The organism is Oryzomicrobium sp., from assembly GCF_021287045.1.
GTDB lineage: Bacteria > Pseudomonadota > Gammaproteobacteria > Burkholderiales > Rhodocyclaceae > Oryzomicrobium.
In genome coordinates, this window is sequence record NZ_JAJTBG010000001.1 from 1 (window position 1) to 19,413 (window position 19,413).

The following is a 19,413-nucleotide window of genomic DNA, read 5'->3' on the forward strand; positions in this document are numbered from 1 at the left end:
GTAAATTAACCTCGGATTCTAAAGCCCACTGCTACTGAAAACGGGGGGACGTCGATCCGTAGACACCTTTGAGCCTTAAACTTGAGGTACTAGGGAGGTGTCATGAGCAGCAAGCGTTACACGGAAGAGTTCAAAGTCGAAGCGGTCAAGCAGGTCACCGAGCGAGGCCATCCGGTGGCCGAGGTGGCGAGCCGGATTGGAGTGTCACAGCACAGCCTGTATGCGTGGCTGAGGCAGTACAGCCTGCCGGCGGAAGCACGGCAAGAACAGCAGAGCCAGTCCGTCGAGATCCGGCGGCTGACGGCCGAGTTGAAGCGCGTCACCGAGGAGCGCGATATCTTTAAAAAAGCCGCAGCGTACTTTGCCAAGGCGACGTCGGCACCTCAGGGTGAGAGAAGGGCTTGAGGCATTAGTCAGTCTTTCGAGAGGAGGTTGTCGCGCCTCACACAAGCTTGCGACGTCAAGATATGTAACGGCCAGAGAAAATCTCTGGCCGTTTGGATTTTGGCTCCCGGATAAGCAGGAACTGAGAGGGGCGGGTCACTCCGGCAGCGCAATCTTCCCATCAGTGCTGAACTGGTAGTCATGGAACACATGTTCAGCCGTCAGCAGCTGGTAGCTGCCATCCTCGTTCTTGCGGGTGGTGTCCTTCAGTCGATACGTGTAGTAGCCACAGGTCCAGCAGTCGAAGTTGCGCATGTGGGTGCATAGGCAGGTCTTGTCGAATACCTTGACCTTGCGTGCCTCGGGGTGGGCGGCCACTTCGCGGTTGTAGGCTTCGATGTACTGACAGTTGCCGGAGGCGTCGAGCAGGTAGCCGTAGGCTTCGCAGTTGGGGCGGATGCCGCTGCCGATGGCGGGGCTATTCTTGAGCATGCGCATCGGATAGCCGGTGGGCGAGATCTGGTTGACCTCGATCTGGTCTTCGCTGGCCTTGAAGTATTCCTGCTGTACATCTTCAGGCAGGCCGCATTCGTGGGTCACGGTGAAGCGGGTCGCGACCTGGACGGCGCCGGCGCCCATCTCCAGGAAGTTTGCCGCGTCGCTACCGGTGAAGATGCCGCCGGCGGGGATCAGGGGAATGTCCAGCTTTTCCGCCACCAGCCAGGCGTGGATCTCGGCGACGATGGCGGCCAGGTCGTACTTGGCCCAGTCCATGCCGAAGCCCAGGTGGCCGCCGGCGAGGGGGCCTTCCACCACCACGTAGTCGGGCAGACGGCCGTGGCGGGAATTCTTCTTGAGGAAGATCTGCAGCGCGCGCAGGGATGAGACGATGATGCCCAGCTTGGCGTCGTTGTAGCGCGGGTGGTCCTCGATCAGCGAAAAAGTGCCCAGATGCAGGCCGGCCGCCAGGGTGACGCCGTCGATGCCGGCGTCCAGGGCGGCGGAAAGGCGCACCCGTAGGGTGTCCTTGGGGGCGTTCATCGTCAGCTTTTCCATGCAGTTGATGAACACCAGTCCGGGGCCGCGCTTGGCTTCCATGGTGCGGCTGACGTGCAGCTTGGTGGCTTCCGCAAGCAGCCCCAGGTCGAACTTGACCACCGACTTGTCCGGGTTGGCCACGTTGAACTTGTACTGAGCGAGCTTGTTGCGCACGTACTTGGTGTTGAAGCGCCGGTCCGACACGGTCGGGACCATGGCGTCCGAGATATGGCCGATGCCACCCAGGCGTGCGGCCTCCAGCGAAAGCTCGGCGGTCGAGATATCGACCCCCATGCCACCAATTACGATCGGAACCAGCTCCTGGTTGCCCAGGCGCAGGCGAAAGTCATCCACTCGCTTCATGTAATTTTGAATCCGGTTTTTTTATGCCTAACCCCGCATTATCGCCGCTCGTGGGGGGGAAGGGGAAATTTCCACGAAAAAAACCGTGGGTCAGCGGGTAATAGGCGGCCGCTTAGTGGGGGAATTGGCTCAGCAGAAGCCCCAGCAAGGCGCAGCCGCCGATTACCTCCACCACGCCGCGCTTGAAGCGCAGCAGGGCCGTGGCCGCCAGGGCGGCGATGACCAGCGATGGCCAGTCGGGCCGGGCCAGGGCTGCCAGGTCCGGGCCGAAGCCGGCGGGCCAGAAGACGTGGTAGGCGAAGAACAGGGCCAGGTTGACGATCACCCCCACCACGGCAGCGGTGATCGCCGAAAGGGGGGCGGTGAAGCGCAGGTCGCCGTGGGTGGATTCCACCAGGGGGCCGCCGGCCAGAATGAACAGGAAGGAGGGCAGGAAGGTGAACCAGGTGACCACGGCCGCGGCGGCGGCGCCGGCCAGGAACGGGTTGGCCCCGGCCATGGCCAGGGTGGCCTCGGCGTGGCCGTAGCCACCGATGAAGCCGACGAAGGCCACCACCATGATCAGCGGTCCCGGGGTGGTTTCGCCCAGGGCCAGGCCGTCGATCATCTGGGCGGGCGACAGCCAGCCATAGTGGACCACCGCCCCCTGGTACACGTAGGGCAGCACCGCGTAGGCGCCGCCGAAGGTCAGCAGGGCCGCCTTGGTGAAGAACCAGCCCATCTGGGGTAGGGGGGCCTGCCAGCCGCCGGCCAGTGCCAGCAGGGCCAGGGGCAGCAGCCATAGCAGCAGTCCGATGCCCGCCACCCGGGCGAGCAGCGGCCAGCGGAAGCGGGCGTGGGGCGGCGATGGGGTGTGGTCGTCGATCAGGCAGGGGGCATGCCCGTCCTGGGCCTGGGAATTGGGTGCGGCGGCTTGTGCCGCCGCCGTGGCCGGGGCGAATCGGTTGGCCAGGTAGCCCGTCAGGGCGGCACCGGCAACGATCAGGGGGAAGGGAAGCGCGAAGGCGAAGATGGCGATGAAGGCCGCCGTGGCTATGGCCCAGTGCAGGGGGCGCCCCAGGGCCCGGCCGCCGATGCGCAGGGCGGCGTGGAGGACGATGGCGGTGACCGCCGGTTTGATGCCGTAGAACAGGCCGCTCACCAGGGGCGTGTGGCCCTGGGCGGCATACAGCCAGGACAGGCCGGTCAGGATCAGCAGGGACGGCAGCACGAACAGCCCGCCGGCGACGATGCCGCCCCAGGTGCGGTGCATCAACCAGCCGATGTAGGTAGCCAACTGCTGGGCCTCCGGGCCGGGCAGCAGCATGCAATAGTTGAGGGCGTGGAGAAAGCGCCGCTCCGAAATCCAGCGGCGCTTTTCCACCAGCTCCTGGTGCATCACCGCGATCTGCCCAGCCGGCCCGCCGAAGCTGATGAAGCCCAGCTTGAGCCAGAAGCGGAAGGCGGTGGCGAAGGAAACTGCGGGTGGCGGCGGGTGATTGGGCGGGGCGTCGGTCATGGCGGTGGGCGAATGGGTATGGCCGCTGGCGTGGCAGCATTGTTGGCGGCCTGCGGCATCCGGCGCAGTATGCGGCCTGGTTCTGGCAGGCCCATGACACAGTATGGAGTGGCGCGCCGCCGGACCGGCCGCCAGATTTTAGCCAGGCATGGACAAAGGAGATGCATCGATGACCGAACCGCAACAACAGGCCGCTTCCGGCCTGCCTCTGCTCGGCCACTGGATCGCTGGCGCCAATACGCCGGGGAGTTCCGGGCGCCGGGGCGACGTGTTCGATCCGGCCCGGGGCGTCGTGGCGCGCCAGGTGGCCCTGGCCGACGCCGCCGACGTGGCGGCCGCCGTGGCCGCGGCGAAGGCGGCCTTTCCCGCCTGGGCCGAGACTCCGCCGCAGAAGCGCGCCCGGGTGCTATTCCGCTTCCGCGAACTGGTGGAGCGCCACGCCGAGGAACTGGCGCGCTGGATCACCCGGGAGCACGGCAAGACCCTGCCGGATGCCCTGGGCGAGGTGCAGCGCGGGCTGGAGGTGATCGAGTTCGCCTGCGGCGCGCCGCAACTGCTCAAGGGCCAGCATTCGCCGGCCATTGGCGGCGGCATCGACCACTGGAACCAGCGCATGCCCCTGGGCGTGGTGGCCGGCATCACGCCGTTCAACTTCCCCTTCATGGTGCCGATGTGGATGGCGCCGGTGGCCATTGCCTGCGGCAACGCCTTCGTGCTCAAGCCCTCGGAGCGGGACCCCTCGGCCTCCCTGATGACCGCCGCCCTGTGGGCCGAGGCCGGGCTGCCGGCCGGGGTGTTCAACGTGCTGCAGGGCGACAAGGTGGCGGTGGACGGGCTGCTCGCCCACCCCGACGTGCAGGCCGTGTCCTTCGTCGGCTCGACGCCGATCGCCCGCCATATTTACGAGACCGGCGCCCGCCACGGCAAGCGCGTGCAGGCCCTGGGCGGGGCCAAGAACCACCTGGTGGTGATGCCCGACGCCGACCTGGACCAGGCTGCCGACGCCCTGGTGGGGGCGGCCTACGGCTCCGCCGGGGAGCGCTGCATGGCGGTGTCGGTGGCCGTGGCGGTGGGCGACATTGCCGACGAGCTGGTGGCCAAGGTGGCGGAGCGGAGCCGCCGCTTGACCATCGGCGACGGCCTGGAGCCGGGCGTGGACATGGGGCCGGTGGTTTCCGCCGCCCACCGGGAGCGCATCCTTGGCTATATCGAATCGGGCATCGCCGCCGGGGCCGAGCTGGTGCTCGACGGCCGCGCCCATCCGGTGCCGGCGCGGCCCCAGGGCTACTTCCTCGGCGCCACCCTGTTCGACCGGGTGCGGCCGGAGATGGACATCTACCGGGACGAGATTTTCGGCCCGGTGCTGGGCGTTGTGCGGGTGAATACCTTTGCCGAGGCGGTGGCCCTGGTCAACGGCCACACCTTCGCCAACGGCGTCGCCTGTTTCACCCGGGACGGCCGCACTGCCCAGGAATTCGCCCAGCGCATCGAGGTGGGCATGGTCGGCATCAACGTGCCGATTCCGGTGCCTATGGCCTGGCATTCGTTCGGGGGCTGGAAGCAGAGTCTGTTCGGCGACCACCATGCCTACGGCGAGGAGGGCGTGCGCTTCTACACCCGCTACAAGAGTGTCATGCAGCGCTGGCCGGACAGCATCGGCAAGGGGCCGGAGTTCGCCATGCCGGTCAACGGCTGAACCGCGGCCCCCGCGATTCGCACGGGTATGAAAAAAGCCGGAGCGTTGGCTCCGGCTTTTTTCGTCCTCGCGGCGGGAACGGGACGTTCAGCGCGAGGTGGCGTCGTTGTTGGCGTCGGTGGCCGGCTTGGCGTCGATCTCCTTGGCCTGGGCGTCGCTGATGATCTCCATCAGGTTCACCACCTTGCGCACGTCCCCGGTGGTGCGGGCGATCTGCACCGCATCGTCGGCCTCGCGCTGGGTGACCAGGCCAAGCAGGTAGACCACGCCGGCCTCGGTCACCACCTTGACGTGGTTGGCGGAGAACTTGTTGGCATCCACGAAGCGGCCCTTCACCTTGGAGGTGATGAAGGTGTCGGCGGAGCGGGAGGTGAACGGCGTCGGCGGGGCGATCTTGATTTCGTTGTACACGCCTGCCACGTTGGGGATGCCGCGCACCGTCTCTTCCATCTTGGCGCGCAGCTCTTCGCTGTCGGTCTCGCCGGTCAGCAGCACCTTGCGGTTGTAGCTGGTGGAATTGATGTGGGAGTTCTCGCCCATGATGTGGCCGATGCGCTGGCCGGCCTTGAGCGAGATGCCCTGGTCTTCGGTGTAGGTGCCGCTGGTGCGGCGGTCGGCCACGATCAGGGCGCCGGCGCCGACGCCGGCGGCGACCACCGGGAAGCAGCCGGCCAGGCCCGAGGCCAGGGTGGCGGCCACCAGGGCGGCGGCCACGCCGCGGACGGCGCGGCGGGGGAAGGTGTTGCGGGTGGGGGCGGATCGGGAAACGCGCTCGGTCATTCGTCTTCTCCTAACAGCATGCAGTCGATGCCATCGCACAGGCAGTGGATGGTCAAGAGATGCACCTCCTGGATGCGCGCCGTGCGCTTGGCCGGCACGCAGAGGTGGATGTCGTCGTCACGCAGCAGTTCCCCGATTTTTCCGCCTCCCTTGCCGGTCAGCGCCACCACTTTCATATCGTGGTCATGGGCGGCGCGGATGGCCTCGATCACGTTGGCCGAGTTGCCCGAGGTGGAAATGGCCAGCAGCACGTCCCCCGGATGGCCGAGCGCCCGCACCTGCTTGGCGAAGATCTGCTCGAAGGCGTAATCGTTGGCCACGGCGGTGATGATCGAGGTGTCGGTGGACAGGGAGATGGCGGCCAGTTCCTGACGCTCGCGCTCGAAGCGGCCCACCAGCTCGGCGGCGAAGTGCTGGGCGTCGCCGGCGGAGCCGCCGTTGCCGCAAGCCAGAATCTTGCCGCCGTTGAGCAGGGCACCGGTCATCAGCTCGGTGGCCGCCGCGATGGGGGCGGCGAGGAGTTCCACGGCCGCCAGCTTGGTGTCGGCGCTGTCCTGAAATTGCTGGCTGATGCGGGCGATGAGATCCATGGCGAGTCGTCGTCGGGCGTAGGGAGAAATGAAGCTTCAAGTTTAACACGGGGCCGTTTTTGCTCCGGCAGGCCGGTCATGGCGGAGCAGCGTTCGGCCGGCGCGTCAGGGGGCGATCCACACTTCGACGCGCAGGCGTTTCCAGGGGTTGGAATGGGGCACCAGGGCGGCGATGCGTCCCTCCACCGCCAGCCCGCCGTCCATGGCTGCCGCCACCGCCCGATTTTCTGCCCGGGGCAGGTAGCCGAGCTTCTCGCCGTACCAGTCTACCCGCACCGCGTTGCGGTCGTGGCGGTTGTCCGACTCCCGGGTCAGGGCCAGAGGATCGCCTACCCGCATGTCGGCAAAGCGCGTCTCCAGCGCGTAGTACTGGCTGCCGGCCAGGGGCGAGTCCTGCACCAGGATGCGCACCGTCTGGGCGGCGGCGGGCGCCGCCCAGACCGCAAGCAGCAAGATGAGGGTGGTCAGCCGTACGGCCCGGGCGGCCTCAGTCCGGTGCATGGAAGGCGTCCTTCAGCCAGGTCAGCCGGCCGGCGTCGAACAGCACGCAGTCGAAGCGGCAGGGCATGTCGTCCTGGCGGGTCCGTTGCAGGTAATGCCGGGCAGCCAGCACCAGGCGGGCCTGCTTGCGCGGGTCGATGCTCGCCGCCGCGCCGCCGAAGGCCCAGCCGGCCCGGGCGCGCACCTCGACGAACACCAGCGCCCCCCGGTCGCGGCAGATCAGGTCGATCTCGCCTCCCTTGACCCGGTAGTTGCGCGCCAGCACCGCCAGCCCGTGGCGAGCCAGGTGGTCGGCGGCCGCCTGCTCGGCGGCGGCGCCCCGGGCGGTGGTGCCGGACGGTGTGCTATCGTGCGTCGCCATTGCGCTTCCCCTTTGTTTCCGAAGCCGCCCCGCGCCTGTGCCTGCGCGCTTGCGGCCGCCTGCTCCGCGTGGTTGCACCTTGCCGGCGGCGGCCGATGTGAATGCAAAAAAAATGACGATTGAATCTTCCGCATTGTATGTGGTGGCCACCCCCCTGGGGAACCTGGCCGATCTTTCCCCCCGGGCCCAGGAGGTGCTGCGCGGGGTGGGCTGGATCGCCGCCGAGGACACCCGCCACACCCAGGGGCTGCTCAGCCATTTCGCCATCTCGGCGCGCCTGTTGGCGGCCCACGAGCACAACGAGCGCCAGGCTGCCGGGCAGATCATCGACAAGCTCACCGCCGGCGAATCCGTGGCCCTGGTTTCGGACGCCGGCACCCCGGCGGTGTCCGACCCGGGCGCCAAGGTGGTGGAGGCGGTGCGCGCCGCCGGCTTCAAGGTGATCCCCATCCCCGGGCCGAGCGCGGCGGTCACGGCCCTTTCCGCTGCCGGACTGGCGGATGCCCGCTGGCTGTTCGTCGGCTTCCTGCCGGCCAAGGCCGGCGAGCGGCGGCGCGAACTGGAGGCCCTCAAGGCGGTGGACGCCGCCCTGGTCTTCTACGAGGCGCCCCACCGCATCGTGGACATGGTGACCGACCTGGCCGCCACCCTGGAGCCGGTGCGCCCCCTGGTGATCGCCCGGGAGCTGACCAAGACCTTCGAGCAGATCCACGCCTGCCCCCTGGCCGACGGCCCGGCCTGGCTGGCCGAAGACCCCAACCACCAGCGCGGCGAGTTCGTGGTCATCGTCGGCGCGGCGCCAGCGGCGGTGGAAGAGGGGCTGCCCGCCGAGGCCGAGCGCGCCCTGGTCCTGTTGCTGGACGAGGGGCTGCCGGTGAAGCAGGCGGCCAAGCTGGCGGCGGCCCTGACCGGCTCCGCCAAGAACGCCCTCTACGCCCGGGCCTTGGAGCTTAAGGACGGGGCGGCGTGACGCGACACCGGCCGCAGCAGGCGCGGCTTGTGTGGCTTGTGAGCCGCTGCTGTCGGCTGATGTATTAAAAAAATTCAAGTAAGCAGCGGGCGAAAAAACCAAGGTCCGCGCCAGTATTGGAGTTTGGCCTGGTGTCTCCAGAAATACATTAAGAAAATTAATGTATCGATGATGGCCTCCCATGTGCCCATGTTCCGGCGCGGCATCGGGGGCGGCTGGGGGCGGCGCCTATTTAGTATGGTGCGACCGGAAGGCGGGGGCAGGCGCGAGGTTGGCGAGTCCGCCGAATCCCGCACCAGCCCTGGCGCTTGGCGGTGGGGCGGCGGAAGCCGGCCCGGGATGCGGGCCTTCCCATGGGATGCCCGGAAAGCAAGCACTGGCGCGAGGTTTCGACCGGTGCCGGCGGCACCTGTGCGGATTCCATCGGAGCCGGGGCGGTTCCCCGGTAAAATCCCGCCATTGTCCGTAACCCGCCGTCTGCCGAGCCTGCCGTGACCCAGCCTTCTTCCGCTTTGACCTCCCTGACCATCGCCCGTCCCGACGACTGGCACCTGCACGTGCGCGACGGCGCCGCCCTGGCCGCGGTGATGCCCCATACCGCCCGCCAGTTCGGCCGGGCCATCATCATGCCCAACCTGCGCCCGCCGGTGACCACCGTCGAGGCCGCCGCCGCCTACCGGGAGCGCATCCTGGCGGCCCTGCCGCAGCAAGGCCCGGGCGCGGCCTTCGAGCCGCTGATGACCCTGTACCTGACCGACAACACCCCGGCGGCCGAGATCGTCAAGGCGGCCGAGTCGGGCTTCGTCAAGGCGGTCAAGCTCTACCCGGCGGGTGCCACCACCAACTCCGACGCCGGCGTCACCGCCCTGGAAAAGGCCTTCCCGGCCATCGCCGAAATGGAAAAGCGCGGCATCCCCTTCCTGGTCCACGGCGAAGTCACCGACCCGGCCATCGACATCTTCGACCGGGAAGCGGTGTTCATCGAGCGGGTGATGCTGCCCCTGATCGCCAAGTTCCCCGGCCTCAAGGTGGTGTTCGAGCACATCACCACCAAGGATGCGGCCGAACTGGTCAAGGCCGCCGGCCCCAACGTGGGGGCCACCATCACCGCCCACCACCTGCTCTACAACCGCAACTCCATCTTCCAGGGCGGCATCCGCCCCCACTATTACTGCCTGCCGGTGTTGAAGCGCGAAACCCACCGGCTGGCCCTGGTGGAGGCCGCCACCAGCGGCAACCCGAAGTTCTTCCTCGGCACCGACTCGGCGCCCCACGCCCGCCACGCCAAGGAAGCCGCCTGCGGCTGCGCCGGCTGCTATACCGCCCACGCCGCCCTGGAGCTGTACGCCGAGGCCTTCGAGGCCGCCGGTGCCCTGGACAAGCTGGAGGGTTTCGCCAGCTTCCACGGCGCCGACTTCTACGGCCTGCCGCGCAATGCCGGCACCGTCACCCTGGTCAAGCAGCCCTGGACCGTGCCGGACGCCTACGACTACGCCCCGGGCGAAACCCTTACCCCGCTGCGTGCCGGCGAGACCCTGGCCTGGCGCTTGCAGGACTGACCCCGCGACCTTCTTCCCCCTACCGCCCAGCCCAGCCGAGGCCCCCATGCGCGCCCACCTGCTCCTGCCCCTCGTCGCCCTGCCGCTTCTCGCCGGGTGCATGCACGACGCTGCGTCCTACCAGATCGCCGGCCGCGACCATGCCCTGACCCTGATCGCTGACCAGCCCCGGTTTTGGAAGCCGGAGGCCGACCTGGCCGTGGTGGCGGCGCGCCTGCCCGACTGCCAGCGCCGCCACAACCTGAAGGCGGTGCCGATCGCCAGCATCGCCATGGAAGTGCATCGGGCCGGCGACAAGACCTACGTGCTGCGCCAGGGCAAGAGGCTTTACCTGGTGGAAACTCAGACCTGCGAGGGCTTCCGCGCCCTGGAGGAGGAGCCCCCGGGCGGCCTGGGCGAGTGGCTCGGCACCTTCAAGGTCGAGGGCGGCAAGCTGCGCTTCGCCGCCAATCCCGACCTCCAGGCTAAGGGCGCCAGCGGCACGGCCGGGGTTGCCGGGGCTGCCGCCGGGCAATGACCGGCGGTTCGGGCGCCTACGCCCATCCCCTATTCGACCCGCTGCGCCCCTGGCTCGACCGCCTGCCCGGCCGGCCCGACGGGCAGGCCCTGGCGGCGCTGGCCGCGGCCCTGCCGGTGTTCACCGAATCCGGATTGCCGGTGCGCTTCGTCCCGCCGGCCGACGACGGCCTGGGCTATGAGCGCCGGGTGTGGGAGCGGGGCGAGGTGGAAACCCGCCCCGACAACTGGCATGACTTCTTCAACGCCCTGGTCTGGCTGGCCTTTCCCCGGGCCAAGGCGGCGCTCAACGCCCGCCATCTGCGCGGCATCGCCGAGGCGGGCGGCGAACCGGCCCCCGGCCAGGCCCGCGGCCATGCCCGGGACGCCATGACCCACTTCGACGAGTGCGGCATGGCGGTGCTGTCCTCCGATCCGTCCCTGCTCGACCTGCTGCGCGGCTTCCAGTGGAAGACCCTGTTCTGGGAGCGCCGCGCCGACGTGGCCCGGCACATGCGCTTCATCGTTTTCGGCCACGCCACCTACGAGGCCCTGCTGGCGCCGTTCTTTGGCCTCACCGCCAAGGCCATCCTCTATCCGGTGGCGGCGGACGCCCTGGCCCTGCCCGCGGACGAACTGCGCGCGGCCCTGGACGGCTGGCTGGCCCGGGACCTGGCCGCCGGCACTTACGATGCCCCCCGGGCGCTCCAGCCGGTGCCGCTGCTGGGCATTCCCGGGGCGACTGCGGCCAACGCCGATCCGGCTTACTACGACGACACCCGGCAATTCCGCCCGGGGCGGCGGGAGAGGGCGTCTCTCGGGGTATAATCCGCCCCGGGAAGTCGGCCAGGCAGCCGCCGCGTGCGCAAGCACGGGGAGGAAAGTCCGGGCTCCGCAGAGCAGGATGCCGGCTAACGGCCGGGCACTATAACCAAGGTGACGGAAAGTCCCGCCCGCAGGGGTGGGCGGATCAGGCGGCGGTGCGGCTTGAAGGGCAACCTTCGCGCCGCCTGATTCCGGCAACAGAGAGATACCGCCGATGGCGCCGCACGCCAGGTAAGGGTGAAATGGTGGGGTAAGAGCCCACCGCGTCCGGGGCCAACGCCGGACGGCACGGTAAACCCCATCCGGAGCAAGGCCAAATAGGGGAGCAATGGCGTGGCTCGCGCTGCTCCCGGGTAGGCTGCTTGAGCGGCGTGGCAACGCGTCGCCTAGAGGAATGGCTGCCACGGTGCCTTCGGGCATCGACAGAACCCGGCTTACCGGCCGGCTTCCCACTTCGCGTTTCTTGCCGCGGCACACCTGTCCGGGTGCCGGGCTGTTTTATCGGTATTGGCTGTCTGGCGTTATCTGCTGTGTCGCACTTCCTTCCGGCCGTGCCCCTTCTGGGTCGGCCATCCGCCCCGCGCCGAGCGCGCCGTGGCGTCTCCTCCGGGCATCGCGCCTGCCGCTGCCCTCACTGCCGTTTTCCCCGCCTGTTCGCCCCTGGTATCGGCCGATGCGTCCGGCATGACCGTCCGTCGCCCGGGAATAACGGTTGTATTCCTCACAAAGCACTTTCAGATGCTTTTGTATCCCCATTGATTCATAAGGTTTATTTTTCGAGGTTTTTTGCGCAAAAGCGCTTCTAAGTCATTGTCTCCATTGAGAAAAACCCGTTTTCTTGCTTGACCGTGGGAAATCATTCCTCTAAAGTGGGTGAAAGTGGTAGGAAGTGGGAAAAACGGGTTTTTTGGGCTTCGCCTCGGTGAGGCGAAAACGGGTTTAACAGGGGAAGCGACAGGGCGCCATGTTCCAGGGGACGGTTTCGATCAGCCTCGACGCCAAAGGGCGGCTCGCCATTCCGGCGCGTCACCGGGAGGCGCTCGCCCAGGCGTCGGCCGGCGGGCTGGTGCTGACCGCCCATCCCCACGGCTGCCTGCTGCTCTACCCCCTGCAAGCCTGGGAGCCGATCCGCGACCAGATTCTCAAGGCCCCCAGCTTCGATCCCCGCTCCGCCGCCCTCAAGCGCGTGCTGGTGGGTAACGCCCGGGAAGAAGAGATGGATTCCGCCGGGCGCCTGCTGATCGCCCCCGAGCTGCGCGGCCACGCCAAGCTGGAAAAGCAGGTGTGGATGGTGGGTATGGGTTCCCACTTCGAAATCTGGAGCGACGAGGGCTGGCAGGCCCAGAACGCGGCGGCCCTGGCGGCGCTGCAGAGCGACGTTCCCCCGCCGGGCTTCGAGGCGATTTCGCTGTGACCGCGCCCCTCACCCACGTCACGGTCCTGCTTGAAGAGGCGATCGAGGCGCTGGCGGTGAAAGCCGACGGCGTTTACGTCGACGGGACTTTCGGCCGTGGCGGCCACAGCCGCCTGCTCCTTTCCAAACTCGGCCCCAATGGCCGGCTGCTGGCCTTCGACCGCGATCCCCAGGCGATCGCTGCGGCCGGCAACATCGACGACCCCCGCTTCACCCTGTTCCACGCCCCATTTGCCGAAATGGGCGAGGTGGTCCGGGGTGCGGGTTACCCGGCGGTGGATGGCGTGCTGCTCGATGTGGGCGTCTCGTCTCCCCAACTGGACGAAGCGGAGCGGGGGTTTTCCTTCCGTTTCGACGCGCCCCTCGACATGCGCATGGACACCACCCGGGGCGAAACCGCCGCCGAGTGGCTCGACCGCGCCAGCGAGCGGGAAATTACGGAGGTGATCAGGGACTATGGCGAAGAACGGTTTGCTTTCCAGATTGCAAAGAAGGTTGTGGCTGCTCGGCGGGAACGGCGTATTGCAACCACAGGTGAATTCGCTGCGCTCGTGCGCGAGGCCGTGCGTACCCGCGAGCCAGGGCAGGATGCGGCGACGCGGAGCTTTCAAGCTCTACGGATTCATATCAATCAGGAGCTCGAGCAGCTGGCGCTAGCCCTGCCCGCGGCCATGGGCCTGCTCGTCCCCGGCGGCCGCCTGGCGGTGATCAGCTTCCACTCCCTGGAAGACCGCATCGTCAAGCGCTTCATGAAGGCCGAGGCCAATCCGGACGACCTGCCCAAGAACCTGCCCCTGACCGCCGCCCAGTTGCCCCAGCCGCGCCTCAAGATCGTCGGCAAGCCGGTCAAGGCCTCCGCCGCCGAAGTGGCGGCCAACCCCCGTTCGCGCAGCGCCGTGATGCGCGTCGCCGAAAAACTGGCGGCCTGAGGCGACCATGCTGCGCTTCAACATGGCCCTGCTCCTCGCCGTGATGCTCTGCTCCCTGGGAGTGATCACCGCCCAGCACAAGGCGCGCAAGCTGTTCCAGGCCCTGGAGGCCGAACAGGAGCACGCCCGCGGCCTGGACGTGGAGTACGGCCAGATCCAGCTCGAACTGTCCACCTGGGCGACCCATCCGCGCATCGAGAAAATCGCCCGGGAGCGCTTGAAAATGCAGACCCCGGACCCGGCCAAGGTGGTGGTGGCCCGGGAGTCCTCGCCCCGGGGCGGCGGGGGGGCGAAATGAAGCCCCACAAATACACCGAGAGCCCCGTGCTCCACCTCAAACTCGACGCCTGGCGCAGCCGGGCGATCGTCGTTTTGTTGATGGCCGCCATGGTGTCCCTGGTGGGGCGCTCGTTCTACCTGCAGGTGATCAACAACGATTTCCTCCAGGAAAAGGGCGAATCCCGCTACCGTCGCGACATCGAGGTGTCCGCCTCCCGCGGCCGCATCACCGACCGCAACGGCGAGGTGCTGGCCATCTCCACGCCGATGAAGTCGATCTGGGCCATCCCCAGCGACGTCAAGCTGGCCCCGGACCAGTCCCGCGCTCTGGCCCAGCTGCTCGACCTGGAGCAGCGCGAGCTGAACCGCAAGCTGGCCACCGACCGCAACTTCGTCTTCCTGCAACGGCAGATCCCGCCGGACGCCGCCGACCGCATCGCCGCCCTCAAGCTGCCCGGTATCCACCAGGAAAAGGAATACCGCCGCTACTACCCCTCCGGCGAAATGACTGCCCACATCGTCGGTTTCACCGGTGTGGACGCCAAGGGCCTGGAAGGGGTGGAGCTGGCCTTCCAGAACCAGCTCGAAGGCAAGAACGGCAGCCGCAGCGTGATCAAGGACCGGCGCGGCCAGATCGTCGAGGACGTGGGCTCGATCAAGCCGCCCCAGGACGGCCGCGACATCCAGCTCGCCCTGGACGGCAAGATCCAGTACCTGGCCTTCAGCACTCTCAAGCAGACCGTGACCGACAACGCCGCCAAGGCCGGCAGCGTGGTGGTGCTCGACGCCAAGAGCGGCGAAGTGCTGGCCCTGGCCAACTGGCCCACCTACAACCCGAACAACCGGGAGCGGCTGTCCGGCGCCCAGCTGCGCAACCGGGCGGTGACCGACACCTTCGAGCCCGGCTCGACCATGAAGCCGTTTACCGCGGCGCTCGCCCTGGAAAAGGGCAAGTTCCGCTTCGACAGCCTGATCAACACCGCCCCGGGCAAGCTGACCATCGGCACCGCCACCATTTCCGACGCCCACCCCCACGGCGTGCTGACCCTGGCTCAGGTGATCCAGAAGTCGTCCAACGTGGGCACCGCCAAGGTGGCCGGCACCTTCGCCCCCAAGGAAATGTGGGAAATGTTCGACAGCGTCGGCTTCGGCAAGCCGCCGCGCCTGGGCTTCCCCGGCGAAGTCGGCGGCCGGCTGCGGCCCTACGCCCACTGGCGCCCCATCGAACAGGCCACCATGTCCTACGGCCACGGCATCGCCGTGTCCCTGGTGCAGATGGCCCGGGCCTACTCGGTGTTCGCCACCGACGGCGAGCTGCTGCCCCTGTCACTGACCAAGCTGCCTCCGGGCCCGGTCACCGGCACCCGCATCTTCTCGCCCCAGACCGTGCAGGAAGTGCGCACCATGCTGGAGATGGCCACCCAGCCCGGCGGCACCGCGCCCAAGGCCCAGGTGCCGGGCTACCGCGTCGCCGGCAAGACCGGCACTGCCTACAAGATCGAGAACGGCGTCTACGCCCGGAAGTACGTAGCCTCCTTCATCGGCCTGGCCCCGGCCTCGGACCCGCGCCTGGTGGTGGCGGTGATGATCGACGAGCCCTCCAACGGCCGCCACTTCGGCGGCGACGTGGCCGGCCCGGCCTTCTCGCGCATCATGGCCGGCGCCCTGCGCACCCTGGGGGTGCCTCACGACGCGCCCCTGAACAGCAATCTGCAAGTGGCCCAGGTGGTCGCCGAACCGGAGGGCATGTGATGGACGCCCAAACCGTGATCGCCTCCGTGCTCGATGCCCTGCGCGCCCAGGGCGTGGCTGTGGCCCGGCTGGAAAACGACAGCCGCCGGGTGCGTCCGGGCGACGTCTTCCTCGCCTACCCGGGCGATGCTGCCGACGGCCGCCGCTACATCGGCGACGCCATCGCCCGGGGCGCCGTGGCGGTGGTCTACGAGGCCGCCGGCTGGAATGCCGCGTCCCTGGCCGTACCCGCCGTGGCCGTCCCGCAGCTCAAGCACTGGTGCGGCGCCCTGGCCGACGCCGTCTATGGCGCGCCCACCGGCAAGCTGGCCCTGGTGGGGGTCACCGGCACCAACGGCAAGACGTCCTGCACCCAGTGGATCGCCCAGGCCCTGGACGGCGCCGGCCGGCGCTGCGCCGTGGTCGGCACCCTGGGCGACGGCTTCCCGGGGGCCCTGGTCCCGTCTGGCTTCACCACCCCGGAACCGGCCCACCTCCAGGAAAAGCTGGCCGGCTTCGTCGCCGCCGGCGCCAGGGCCTGCGCCATCGAGGTGTCCTCCATCGGCCTGGCCGAGGACCGGGTGGCCGGCTGCCGCTTTGCCACCGCCGTGTTCACCAATCTGACCCGGGACCACCTGGACTACCACGGTTCCATGGAGCGCTACGCGGCGGAAAAGGAAAAGCTGTTCCGCTGGCCCGGCCTCGACGCGGTGGTGGTGAACCTGGACGACCCCTACGGCGCCCACCTGCTGGCCGTCACCGACGCCCGGGAGCGCATCGCCTACAGCCTCGCCGGCGCCAGCCATCCCCGGGCCACCCGAACCCTGGTCGCCGAGGACCTGGCCATCGCCGCCACCGGTCTGCACTTCACCCTGAGCGACGGCCATCGCCGCGCTCCCGTGGCCTCCCGCCTGATCGGCCGCTACAACGCCGCCAACCTGCTGGCGGTGGCCGGCGCCCTCGTTAGCCTGGCCCTGCCCGTGGAAGAGGTGGCCGAGCAACTGTCCCGCCTGGCGCCGCCCCCCGGGCGCCTCGAATGCCTGGGCGGCGACGGCCAGCCCCTGGTGGCGGTGGATTACGCCCACACCCCGGACGCCCTGGACAACGCCCTGGCGGCCCTGCGCGAAGTGGCCATGGCCCGGGGCGGCAAGCTGGTCTGCGTGTTCGGCTGCGGCGGCGACCGGGACGGCGGCAAGCGCCCCTTGATGGGCGAAGTGGCGATGCGCCGCGCCGATCGGGTGATCGTCACCAGCGACAACCCGCGCAGCGAGGACCCGGCGGCCATCGTCGCCGCCATCCTGGCCGGCGCCCCGGGCGCCGAGCACGACCTGGACCGGGAGCGGGCCGTGGCCCGCGCCATCGCCGAAGCCGGCGCCCGGGACGTGGTGCTGCTCGCTGGCAAGGGGCACGAGAACTATCAGGAGGTCGGCGCTGTGCGCCGGCCCTATTCCGACGTGGTCCAGGCCAAGGCGGCCCTGGCTGCGTGGAGCAACCAACAATGAGCCAACACGTGATCCTGGATCTGGCTGAAATCGCCGCCGCCGTCGGCGGCACCGTCCATGGCGGCCTGGCCAACGTCGCCGGCGTGAGCACCGACAGCCGGGCCGTGGCCCCCGGGCAGCTGTTCGTCGCCTTGAAGGGTGAGCGCTTCGACGCCCACGACTTCATCGCCCAGGTGGCCGCCCAGGGCGCCGCCGCCGCCCTGGTGGCCGACGACCAGCTGGCCAAGGCGCGCGCCGCGGCGCCGGCCCTGCCCCTGGTGGCCTGCGCCGACACCCGCCACGGCCTGGGCCGGCTGGCCGCCTACTGGCGCGCCAAGTTTGCCATTCCGGTGATCGCCCTGACCGGCTCCAACGGCAAGACCACCACCAAGGAAATGATCGCCAGCATCCTGGCGGGGGCCTTCGGTGCCGAAGCGGTGCTGGCCACCCGAGGCAACTTCAACAACGACATCGGCCTGCCCCTGACCCTGCTCGGCCTCACCGCCGCCCACAAGGTGGCGGTGATCGAGATGGGCATGAACCACCCCGGCGAGATCGCCTACCTGACCGGCCTGACCCGGCCCACCGTGGCCCTGGTGACCAACGCCCAGCGCGCCCACCTGGAAGGCATGGGCACCCTGGACGAGGTGGCCCGGGAGAAAGGCAGCATCTACGCCGGCCTCGACGCCAAGGGCGTGGCGGTGGTCAATGCCGACGACGAGTTCGCCGGCTACTGGCAGGGCCTCAACTGCGGCCGCACCGTGCGTACCTTTGGTTTTGCCGAGGGCGCTAGCGTGCGCGGCGCGGTGCGCACCCACGGCCTCGACCTGGAGCTGGATCTCGCCTGCGCCGAGGGCAGCGCCATGGTGCGCCTGGCCGTTCCCGGCCGGCACAACGCCGCCAACGCCCTGGCCGCCACCGCCGCCACCCTGGCCGCCGGCATCCCCCTGGCCCAGGTGGCCGAGGGGCTGGCCCGCTTCACCGGCGTCGCCGGGCGGCTGCAACGCCGCGCCGGCAAGAAGGGCGCCCAGTTGCTCGACGACACCTACAACGCCAACCCGGATTCGGTGCGCGCCGGCATCGACGTGCTCGCCGCCACCGTCGGCCGCAAGGTCATGGTGCTCGGCGCCATGGGCGAGATCGGCGAGATGAGCGGCCAGTTCCACGACGAGGTGGGCGGCTACGCCAAGAGCCAGGGGGTGGACCGGCTGTACACCCTGGGCGACCTGGCCGAGGTGGCGACCCGCAACTTCGGCGAGGGCGCCCAGCACTTCGGCAGCCCCGAGGCCCTGGCCCAGGCCCTGATCCCCGAGCTGGGCCCGGACGTCACCGTCCTGATCAAGGGCTCCCGATTCATGAAGATGGAGCGGGTCGTCGCCCTGCTCGCCGACGAACCCGTGCAGGAGTCCCACTGATGCTGCTGCTTCTCGCCCAGTGGCTGGCCCAGGACATCCGGGCCTTCAACGTTTTCAACTACATCACTCTGCGCACGGTGCTGGCGGCGATGACTGCCCTGCTGATCGCCTTCTGGGCCGGCCCCGGCGTGATCCGCTGGCTGGCGGCCAAGAAGATCGGCCAGGCGGTGCGCCAGGACGGCCCCCAGACCCACCTCAAGAAGTCGGGCACCCCGACCATGGGCGGGGTGCTGATTCTCATCGCCATCGGTATCACCACCCTGCTGTGGGGCGACCTGACCAACCGTTACATTTGGGTGGTGCTGATCGTTTCCCTGGGCTTCGGTGCGGTGGGCTTCTACGACGACTGGAAGAAGGTGGTGTACCGGGACCCGAAGGGCCTGGCCTCGCGCTGGAAATACTTCTGGACCTCGGTGCTGGCCATGGGGGCGGCCCTCTACCTGGCGCTGACCGCCAGCGTGCCGTCCCAGATGGAACTGATCGTGCCCTTCTTCAAGACCGTGGCCTACCCCCTCGGCGCCATCGGCTTCGTCGTGCTGACCTACTTCGTCATCACCGGCACCAGCCACGCGGTGAACCTCACCGACGGCCTGGACGGCCTGGCCATCATGCCCACCGCCATGGTCAGCGGCGCCCTGGCGATCTTCGCCTACGTGGCCGGCCACGCTGTGTTCTCCCGCTACCTGGGGGTGCCCTACATCCCCGGTGCCGGCGAACTGGCGGTGTTCTGCGGCGCCATGGCCGGCGCGGCCCTCGGCTTCCTCTGGTTCAACGCCTACCCGGCCGAGGTGTTCATGGGCGACGTGGGCGCCCTGGGCCTGGGCGCGGCCCTCGGCACCGTGGCGGTGATCGTCCGCCAGGAGATCGTACTGTTCATCATGGGCGGCGTGTTCGTCGTCGAGACCCTCTCGGTGATGCTCCAGGTCGGCTACTTCAAATACACCAAGAAGCGCTTCGGCGAAGGCCGCCGCATCTTGCTGATGGCGCCTCTGCACCATCACTTCGAGCAGAGCGGCTGGAAGGAAACCCAGGTGGTGGTGCGCTTCTGGATCATCACCATCATGCTCGTGCTGTTTGGCCTCTCCACCCTGAAACTGCGGTAAG

General features: G+C 68.7%; 18 protein-coding genes, 1 other RNA gene and 1 pseudogene. 14 read left to right on the plus strand and 6 right to left on the minus strand.

All coding sequences use genetic code 11. The features are described from left to right. Nucleotides 1–102 precede the first annotated feature (102 nt). Nucleotides 103–348, plus strand: a pseudogene (locus tag LWW89_RS00005) (transposase); the annotation flags it as partial. A 192-nt stretch (nt 349–540) separates the two neighbouring features. Here the strand turns inward: LWW89_RS00005 and LWW89_RS00010 are convergent. Beyond that, entirely contained in the window at nt 541–1,785 is a 1,245-nt protein-coding gene (locus tag LWW89_RS00010; RefSeq protein WP_293259201.1) for a nitronate monooxygenase, read from the minus strand. 112 nt (nt 1,786–1,897) lie between these two features. After that, on the minus strand, nt 1,898–3,283 hold the full coding sequence (chrA, locus tag LWW89_RS00015; RefSeq protein ID WP_293259204.1) for a chromate efflux transporter: 1,386 nt from the start codon (nt 3,281–3,283) through the stop codon (nt 1,898–1,900). Between the two features lie 169 nt (nt 3,284–3,452). On the opposite strand from chrA, the gene LWW89_RS00020 reads away from it, so the two are divergent. Beyond that, nucleotides 3,453–4,979 carry a CoA-acylating methylmalonate-semialdehyde dehydrogenase gene (locus LWW89_RS00020; protein WP_293259207.1) on the plus strand — a complete coding sequence of 509 codons (1,527 nt, stop codon included), beginning with the start codon at nt 3,453–3,455 and terminating at the stop codon, nt 4,977–4,979. Nucleotides 4,980–5,066: 87 nt separating this feature from the next. Here LWW89_RS00020 and LWW89_RS00025 read toward each other — a convergent pair whose 3' ends face one another. The 4 genes from LWW89_RS00025 to LWW89_RS00040 form a co-directional block, all read right to left on the minus strand. Next, nucleotides 5,067–5,759, minus strand: coding sequence for a BON domain-containing protein (locus tag LWW89_RS00025; RefSeq protein ID WP_293259210.1), 693 nt, complete (start codon nt 5,757–5,759; stop codon nt 5,067–5,069). Next, nucleotides 5,756–6,349, minus strand: a complete 594-nt coding sequence (locus tag LWW89_RS00030) for a phosphoheptose isomerase (protein ID WP_293259213.1) — start codon at nt 6,347–6,349, stop codon at nt 5,756–5,758. The genes LWW89_RS00025 and LWW89_RS00030 overlap by 4 nt, the downstream gene beginning before the upstream one ends. A gap of 105 nt (nt 6,350–6,454) precedes the next feature. Then, nucleotides 6,455–6,850, minus strand: a complete 396-nt coding sequence (locus tag LWW89_RS00035) for an HIRAN domain-containing protein (RefSeq protein WP_293259216.1) — start codon at nt 6,848–6,850, stop codon at nt 6,455–6,457. Continuing rightward, complete coding sequence (locus LWW89_RS00040) at nt 6,837–7,211, minus strand: YraN family protein (protein ID WP_293259219.1); 375 nt, start codon at nt 7,209–7,211, stop codon at nt 6,837–6,839. Before LWW89_RS00040 ends, LWW89_RS00035 begins: the two co-directional genes overlap by 14 nt. Nucleotides 7,212–7,323: 112 nt before the next feature. Here LWW89_RS00040 and rsmI point away from each other — a divergent pair, with 112 nt between their 5' ends. The 12 genes from rsmI to mraY all read left to right on the plus strand — a co-directional run bounded on the left by rsmI (nt 7,324) and on the right by mraY (nt 19,412). Continuing rightward, on the plus strand, nt 7,324–8,181 hold the full coding sequence (rsmI, locus tag LWW89_RS00045; RefSeq protein WP_293259222.1) for a 16S rRNA (cytidine(1402)-2'-O)-methyltransferase: 858 nt from the start codon (nt 7,324–7,326) through the stop codon (nt 8,179–8,181). Nucleotides 8,182–8,693: 512 nt separating this feature from the next. Further along, nucleotides 8,694–9,740, plus strand: a complete 1,047-nt coding sequence (gene pyrC / locus LWW89_RS00050; protein WP_293260291.1) for a dihydroorotase — start codon at nt 8,694–8,696, stop codon at nt 9,738–9,740. A gap of 46 nt (nt 9,741–9,786) precedes the next feature. After that, nucleotides 9,787–10,257, plus strand: coding sequence for a hypothetical protein (locus LWW89_RS00055; protein ID WP_293259225.1), 471 nt, complete (start codon nt 9,787–9,789; stop codon nt 10,255–10,257). After that, on the plus strand, nt 10,254–11,063 hold the full coding sequence (locus tag LWW89_RS00060; RefSeq protein ID WP_293259228.1) for a DUF3025 domain-containing protein: 810 nt from the start codon (nt 10,254–10,256) through the stop codon (nt 11,061–11,063). Before LWW89_RS00055 ends, LWW89_RS00060 begins: the two co-directional genes overlap by 4 nt. A 10-nt stretch (nt 11,064–11,073) precedes the next feature. Continuing rightward, nucleotides 11,074–11,513, plus strand: an RNA gene (gene rnpB, locus LWW89_RS00065) — RNase P RNA component class A. Nucleotides 11,514–12,024: 511 nt separating this feature from the next. Then, nucleotides 12,025–12,474, plus strand: coding sequence for a division/cell wall cluster transcriptional repressor MraZ (mraZ, locus tag LWW89_RS00070; protein ID WP_293259231.1), 450 nt, complete (start codon nt 12,025–12,027; stop codon nt 12,472–12,474). After that, nucleotides 12,471–13,403 carry a 16S rRNA (cytosine(1402)-N(4))-methyltransferase RsmH gene (gene rsmH / locus LWW89_RS00075; RefSeq protein ID WP_293259234.1) on the plus strand — a complete coding sequence of 311 codons (933 nt, stop codon included), beginning with the start codon at nt 12,471–12,473 and terminating at the stop codon, nt 13,401–13,403. Before mraZ ends, rsmH begins: the two co-directional genes overlap by 4 nt. 7 nt (nt 13,404–13,410) lie before the next feature. Further along, the gene (gene ftsL, locus LWW89_RS00080; RefSeq protein WP_293259237.1) at nt 13,411–13,701 is read left to right on the plus strand and encodes a cell division protein FtsL; all 291 of its coding nucleotides are present in this window, start codon (nt 13,411–13,413) and stop codon (nt 13,699–13,701) included. Next, nucleotides 13,698–15,434, plus strand: a complete 1,737-nt coding sequence (locus tag LWW89_RS00085; RefSeq protein WP_293259240.1) for a penicillin-binding protein 2 — start codon at nt 13,698–13,700, stop codon at nt 15,432–15,434. Before ftsL ends, LWW89_RS00085 begins: the two co-directional genes overlap by 4 nt. Then, complete coding sequence (locus tag LWW89_RS00090; protein ID WP_293259243.1) at nt 15,434–16,915, plus strand: UDP-N-acetylmuramoyl-L-alanyl-D-glutamate--2,6-diaminopimelate ligase; 1,482 nt, start codon at nt 15,434–15,436, stop codon at nt 16,913–16,915. The genes LWW89_RS00085 and LWW89_RS00090 overlap by 1 nt, the downstream gene beginning before the upstream one ends. Then, complete coding sequence (murF, locus tag LWW89_RS00095) at nt 16,912–18,309, plus strand: UDP-N-acetylmuramoyl-tripeptide--D-alanyl-D-alanine ligase (RefSeq protein ID WP_293259246.1); 1,398 nt, start codon at nt 16,912–16,914, stop codon at nt 18,307–18,309. The genes LWW89_RS00090 and murF overlap by 4 nt, the downstream gene beginning before the upstream one ends. After that, a complete protein-coding gene (gene mraY, locus LWW89_RS00100) occupies nt 18,309–19,412 on the plus strand; it encodes a phospho-N-acetylmuramoyl-pentapeptide-transferase (RefSeq protein WP_293259250.1) in 1,104 nt (367 codons plus the stop codon). The genes murF and mraY overlap by 1 nt, the downstream gene beginning before the upstream one ends. The last annotated feature ends 1 nt before the right edge of the window (nt 19,413 follow it).

What these genes read in the sequence shown, in the direction of transcription:
- LWW89_RS00010 (WP_293259201.1), bottom strand. Translation starts at nt 1,785, where the DNA reads ATGAAGCGAGTGGATGACTTTCGCCTGCGCCTGGGCAACCAGGAGCTG.
- chrA (WP_293259204.1), bottom strand. Translation starts at nt 3,283, where the DNA reads ATGACCGACGCCCCGCCCAATCACCCGCCGCCACCCGCAGTTTCCTTC.
- LWW89_RS00020 (WP_293259207.1), top strand. Translation starts at nt 3,453, where the DNA reads ATGACCGAACCGCAACAACAGGCCGCTTCCGGCCTGCCTCTGCTCGGC.
- LWW89_RS00025 (WP_293259210.1), bottom strand. Translation starts at nt 5,759, where the DNA reads ATGACCGAGCGCGTTTCCCGATCCGCCCCCACCCGCAACACCTTCCCC.
- LWW89_RS00030 (WP_293259213.1), bottom strand. Translation starts at nt 6,349, where the DNA reads ATGGATCTCATCGCCCGCATCAGCCAGCAATTTCAGGACAGCGCCGAC.
- LWW89_RS00035 (WP_293259216.1), bottom strand. Translation starts at nt 6,850, where the DNA reads ATGCACCGGACTGAGGCCGCCCGGGCCGTACGGCTGACCACCCTCATC.
- LWW89_RS00040 (WP_293259219.1), bottom strand. Translation starts at nt 7,211, where the DNA reads ATGGCGACGCACGATAGCACACCGTCCGGCACCACCGCCCGGGGCGCC.
- rsmI (WP_293259222.1), top strand. Translation starts at nt 7,324, where the DNA reads ATGACGATTGAATCTTCCGCATTGTATGTGGTGGCCACCCCCCTGGGG.
- LWW89_RS00055 (WP_293259225.1), top strand. Translation starts at nt 9,787, where the DNA reads ATGCGCGCCCACCTGCTCCTGCCCCTCGTCGCCCTGCCGCTTCTCGCC.
- LWW89_RS00060 (WP_293259228.1), top strand. Translation starts at nt 10,254, where the DNA reads ATGACCGGCGGTTCGGGCGCCTACGCCCATCCCCTATTCGACCCGCTG.
- mraZ (WP_293259231.1), top strand. Translation starts at nt 12,025, where the DNA reads ATGTTCCAGGGGACGGTTTCGATCAGCCTCGACGCCAAAGGGCGGCTC.
- ftsL (WP_293259237.1), top strand. Translation starts at nt 13,411, where the DNA reads ATGCTGCGCTTCAACATGGCCCTGCTCCTCGCCGTGATGCTCTGCTCC.
- LWW89_RS00085 (WP_293259240.1), top strand. Translation starts at nt 13,698, where the DNA reads ATGAAGCCCCACAAATACACCGAGAGCCCCGTGCTCCACCTCAAACTC.
- LWW89_RS00090 (WP_293259243.1), top strand. Translation starts at nt 15,434, where the DNA reads ATGGACGCCCAAACCGTGATCGCCTCCGTGCTCGATGCCCTGCGCGCC.
- murF (WP_293259246.1), top strand. Translation starts at nt 16,912, where the DNA reads ATGAGCCAACACGTGATCCTGGATCTGGCTGAAATCGCCGCCGCCGTC.
- mraY (WP_293259250.1), top strand. Translation starts at nt 18,309, where the DNA reads ATGCTGCTGCTTCTCGCCCAGTGGCTGGCCCAGGACATCCGGGCCTTC.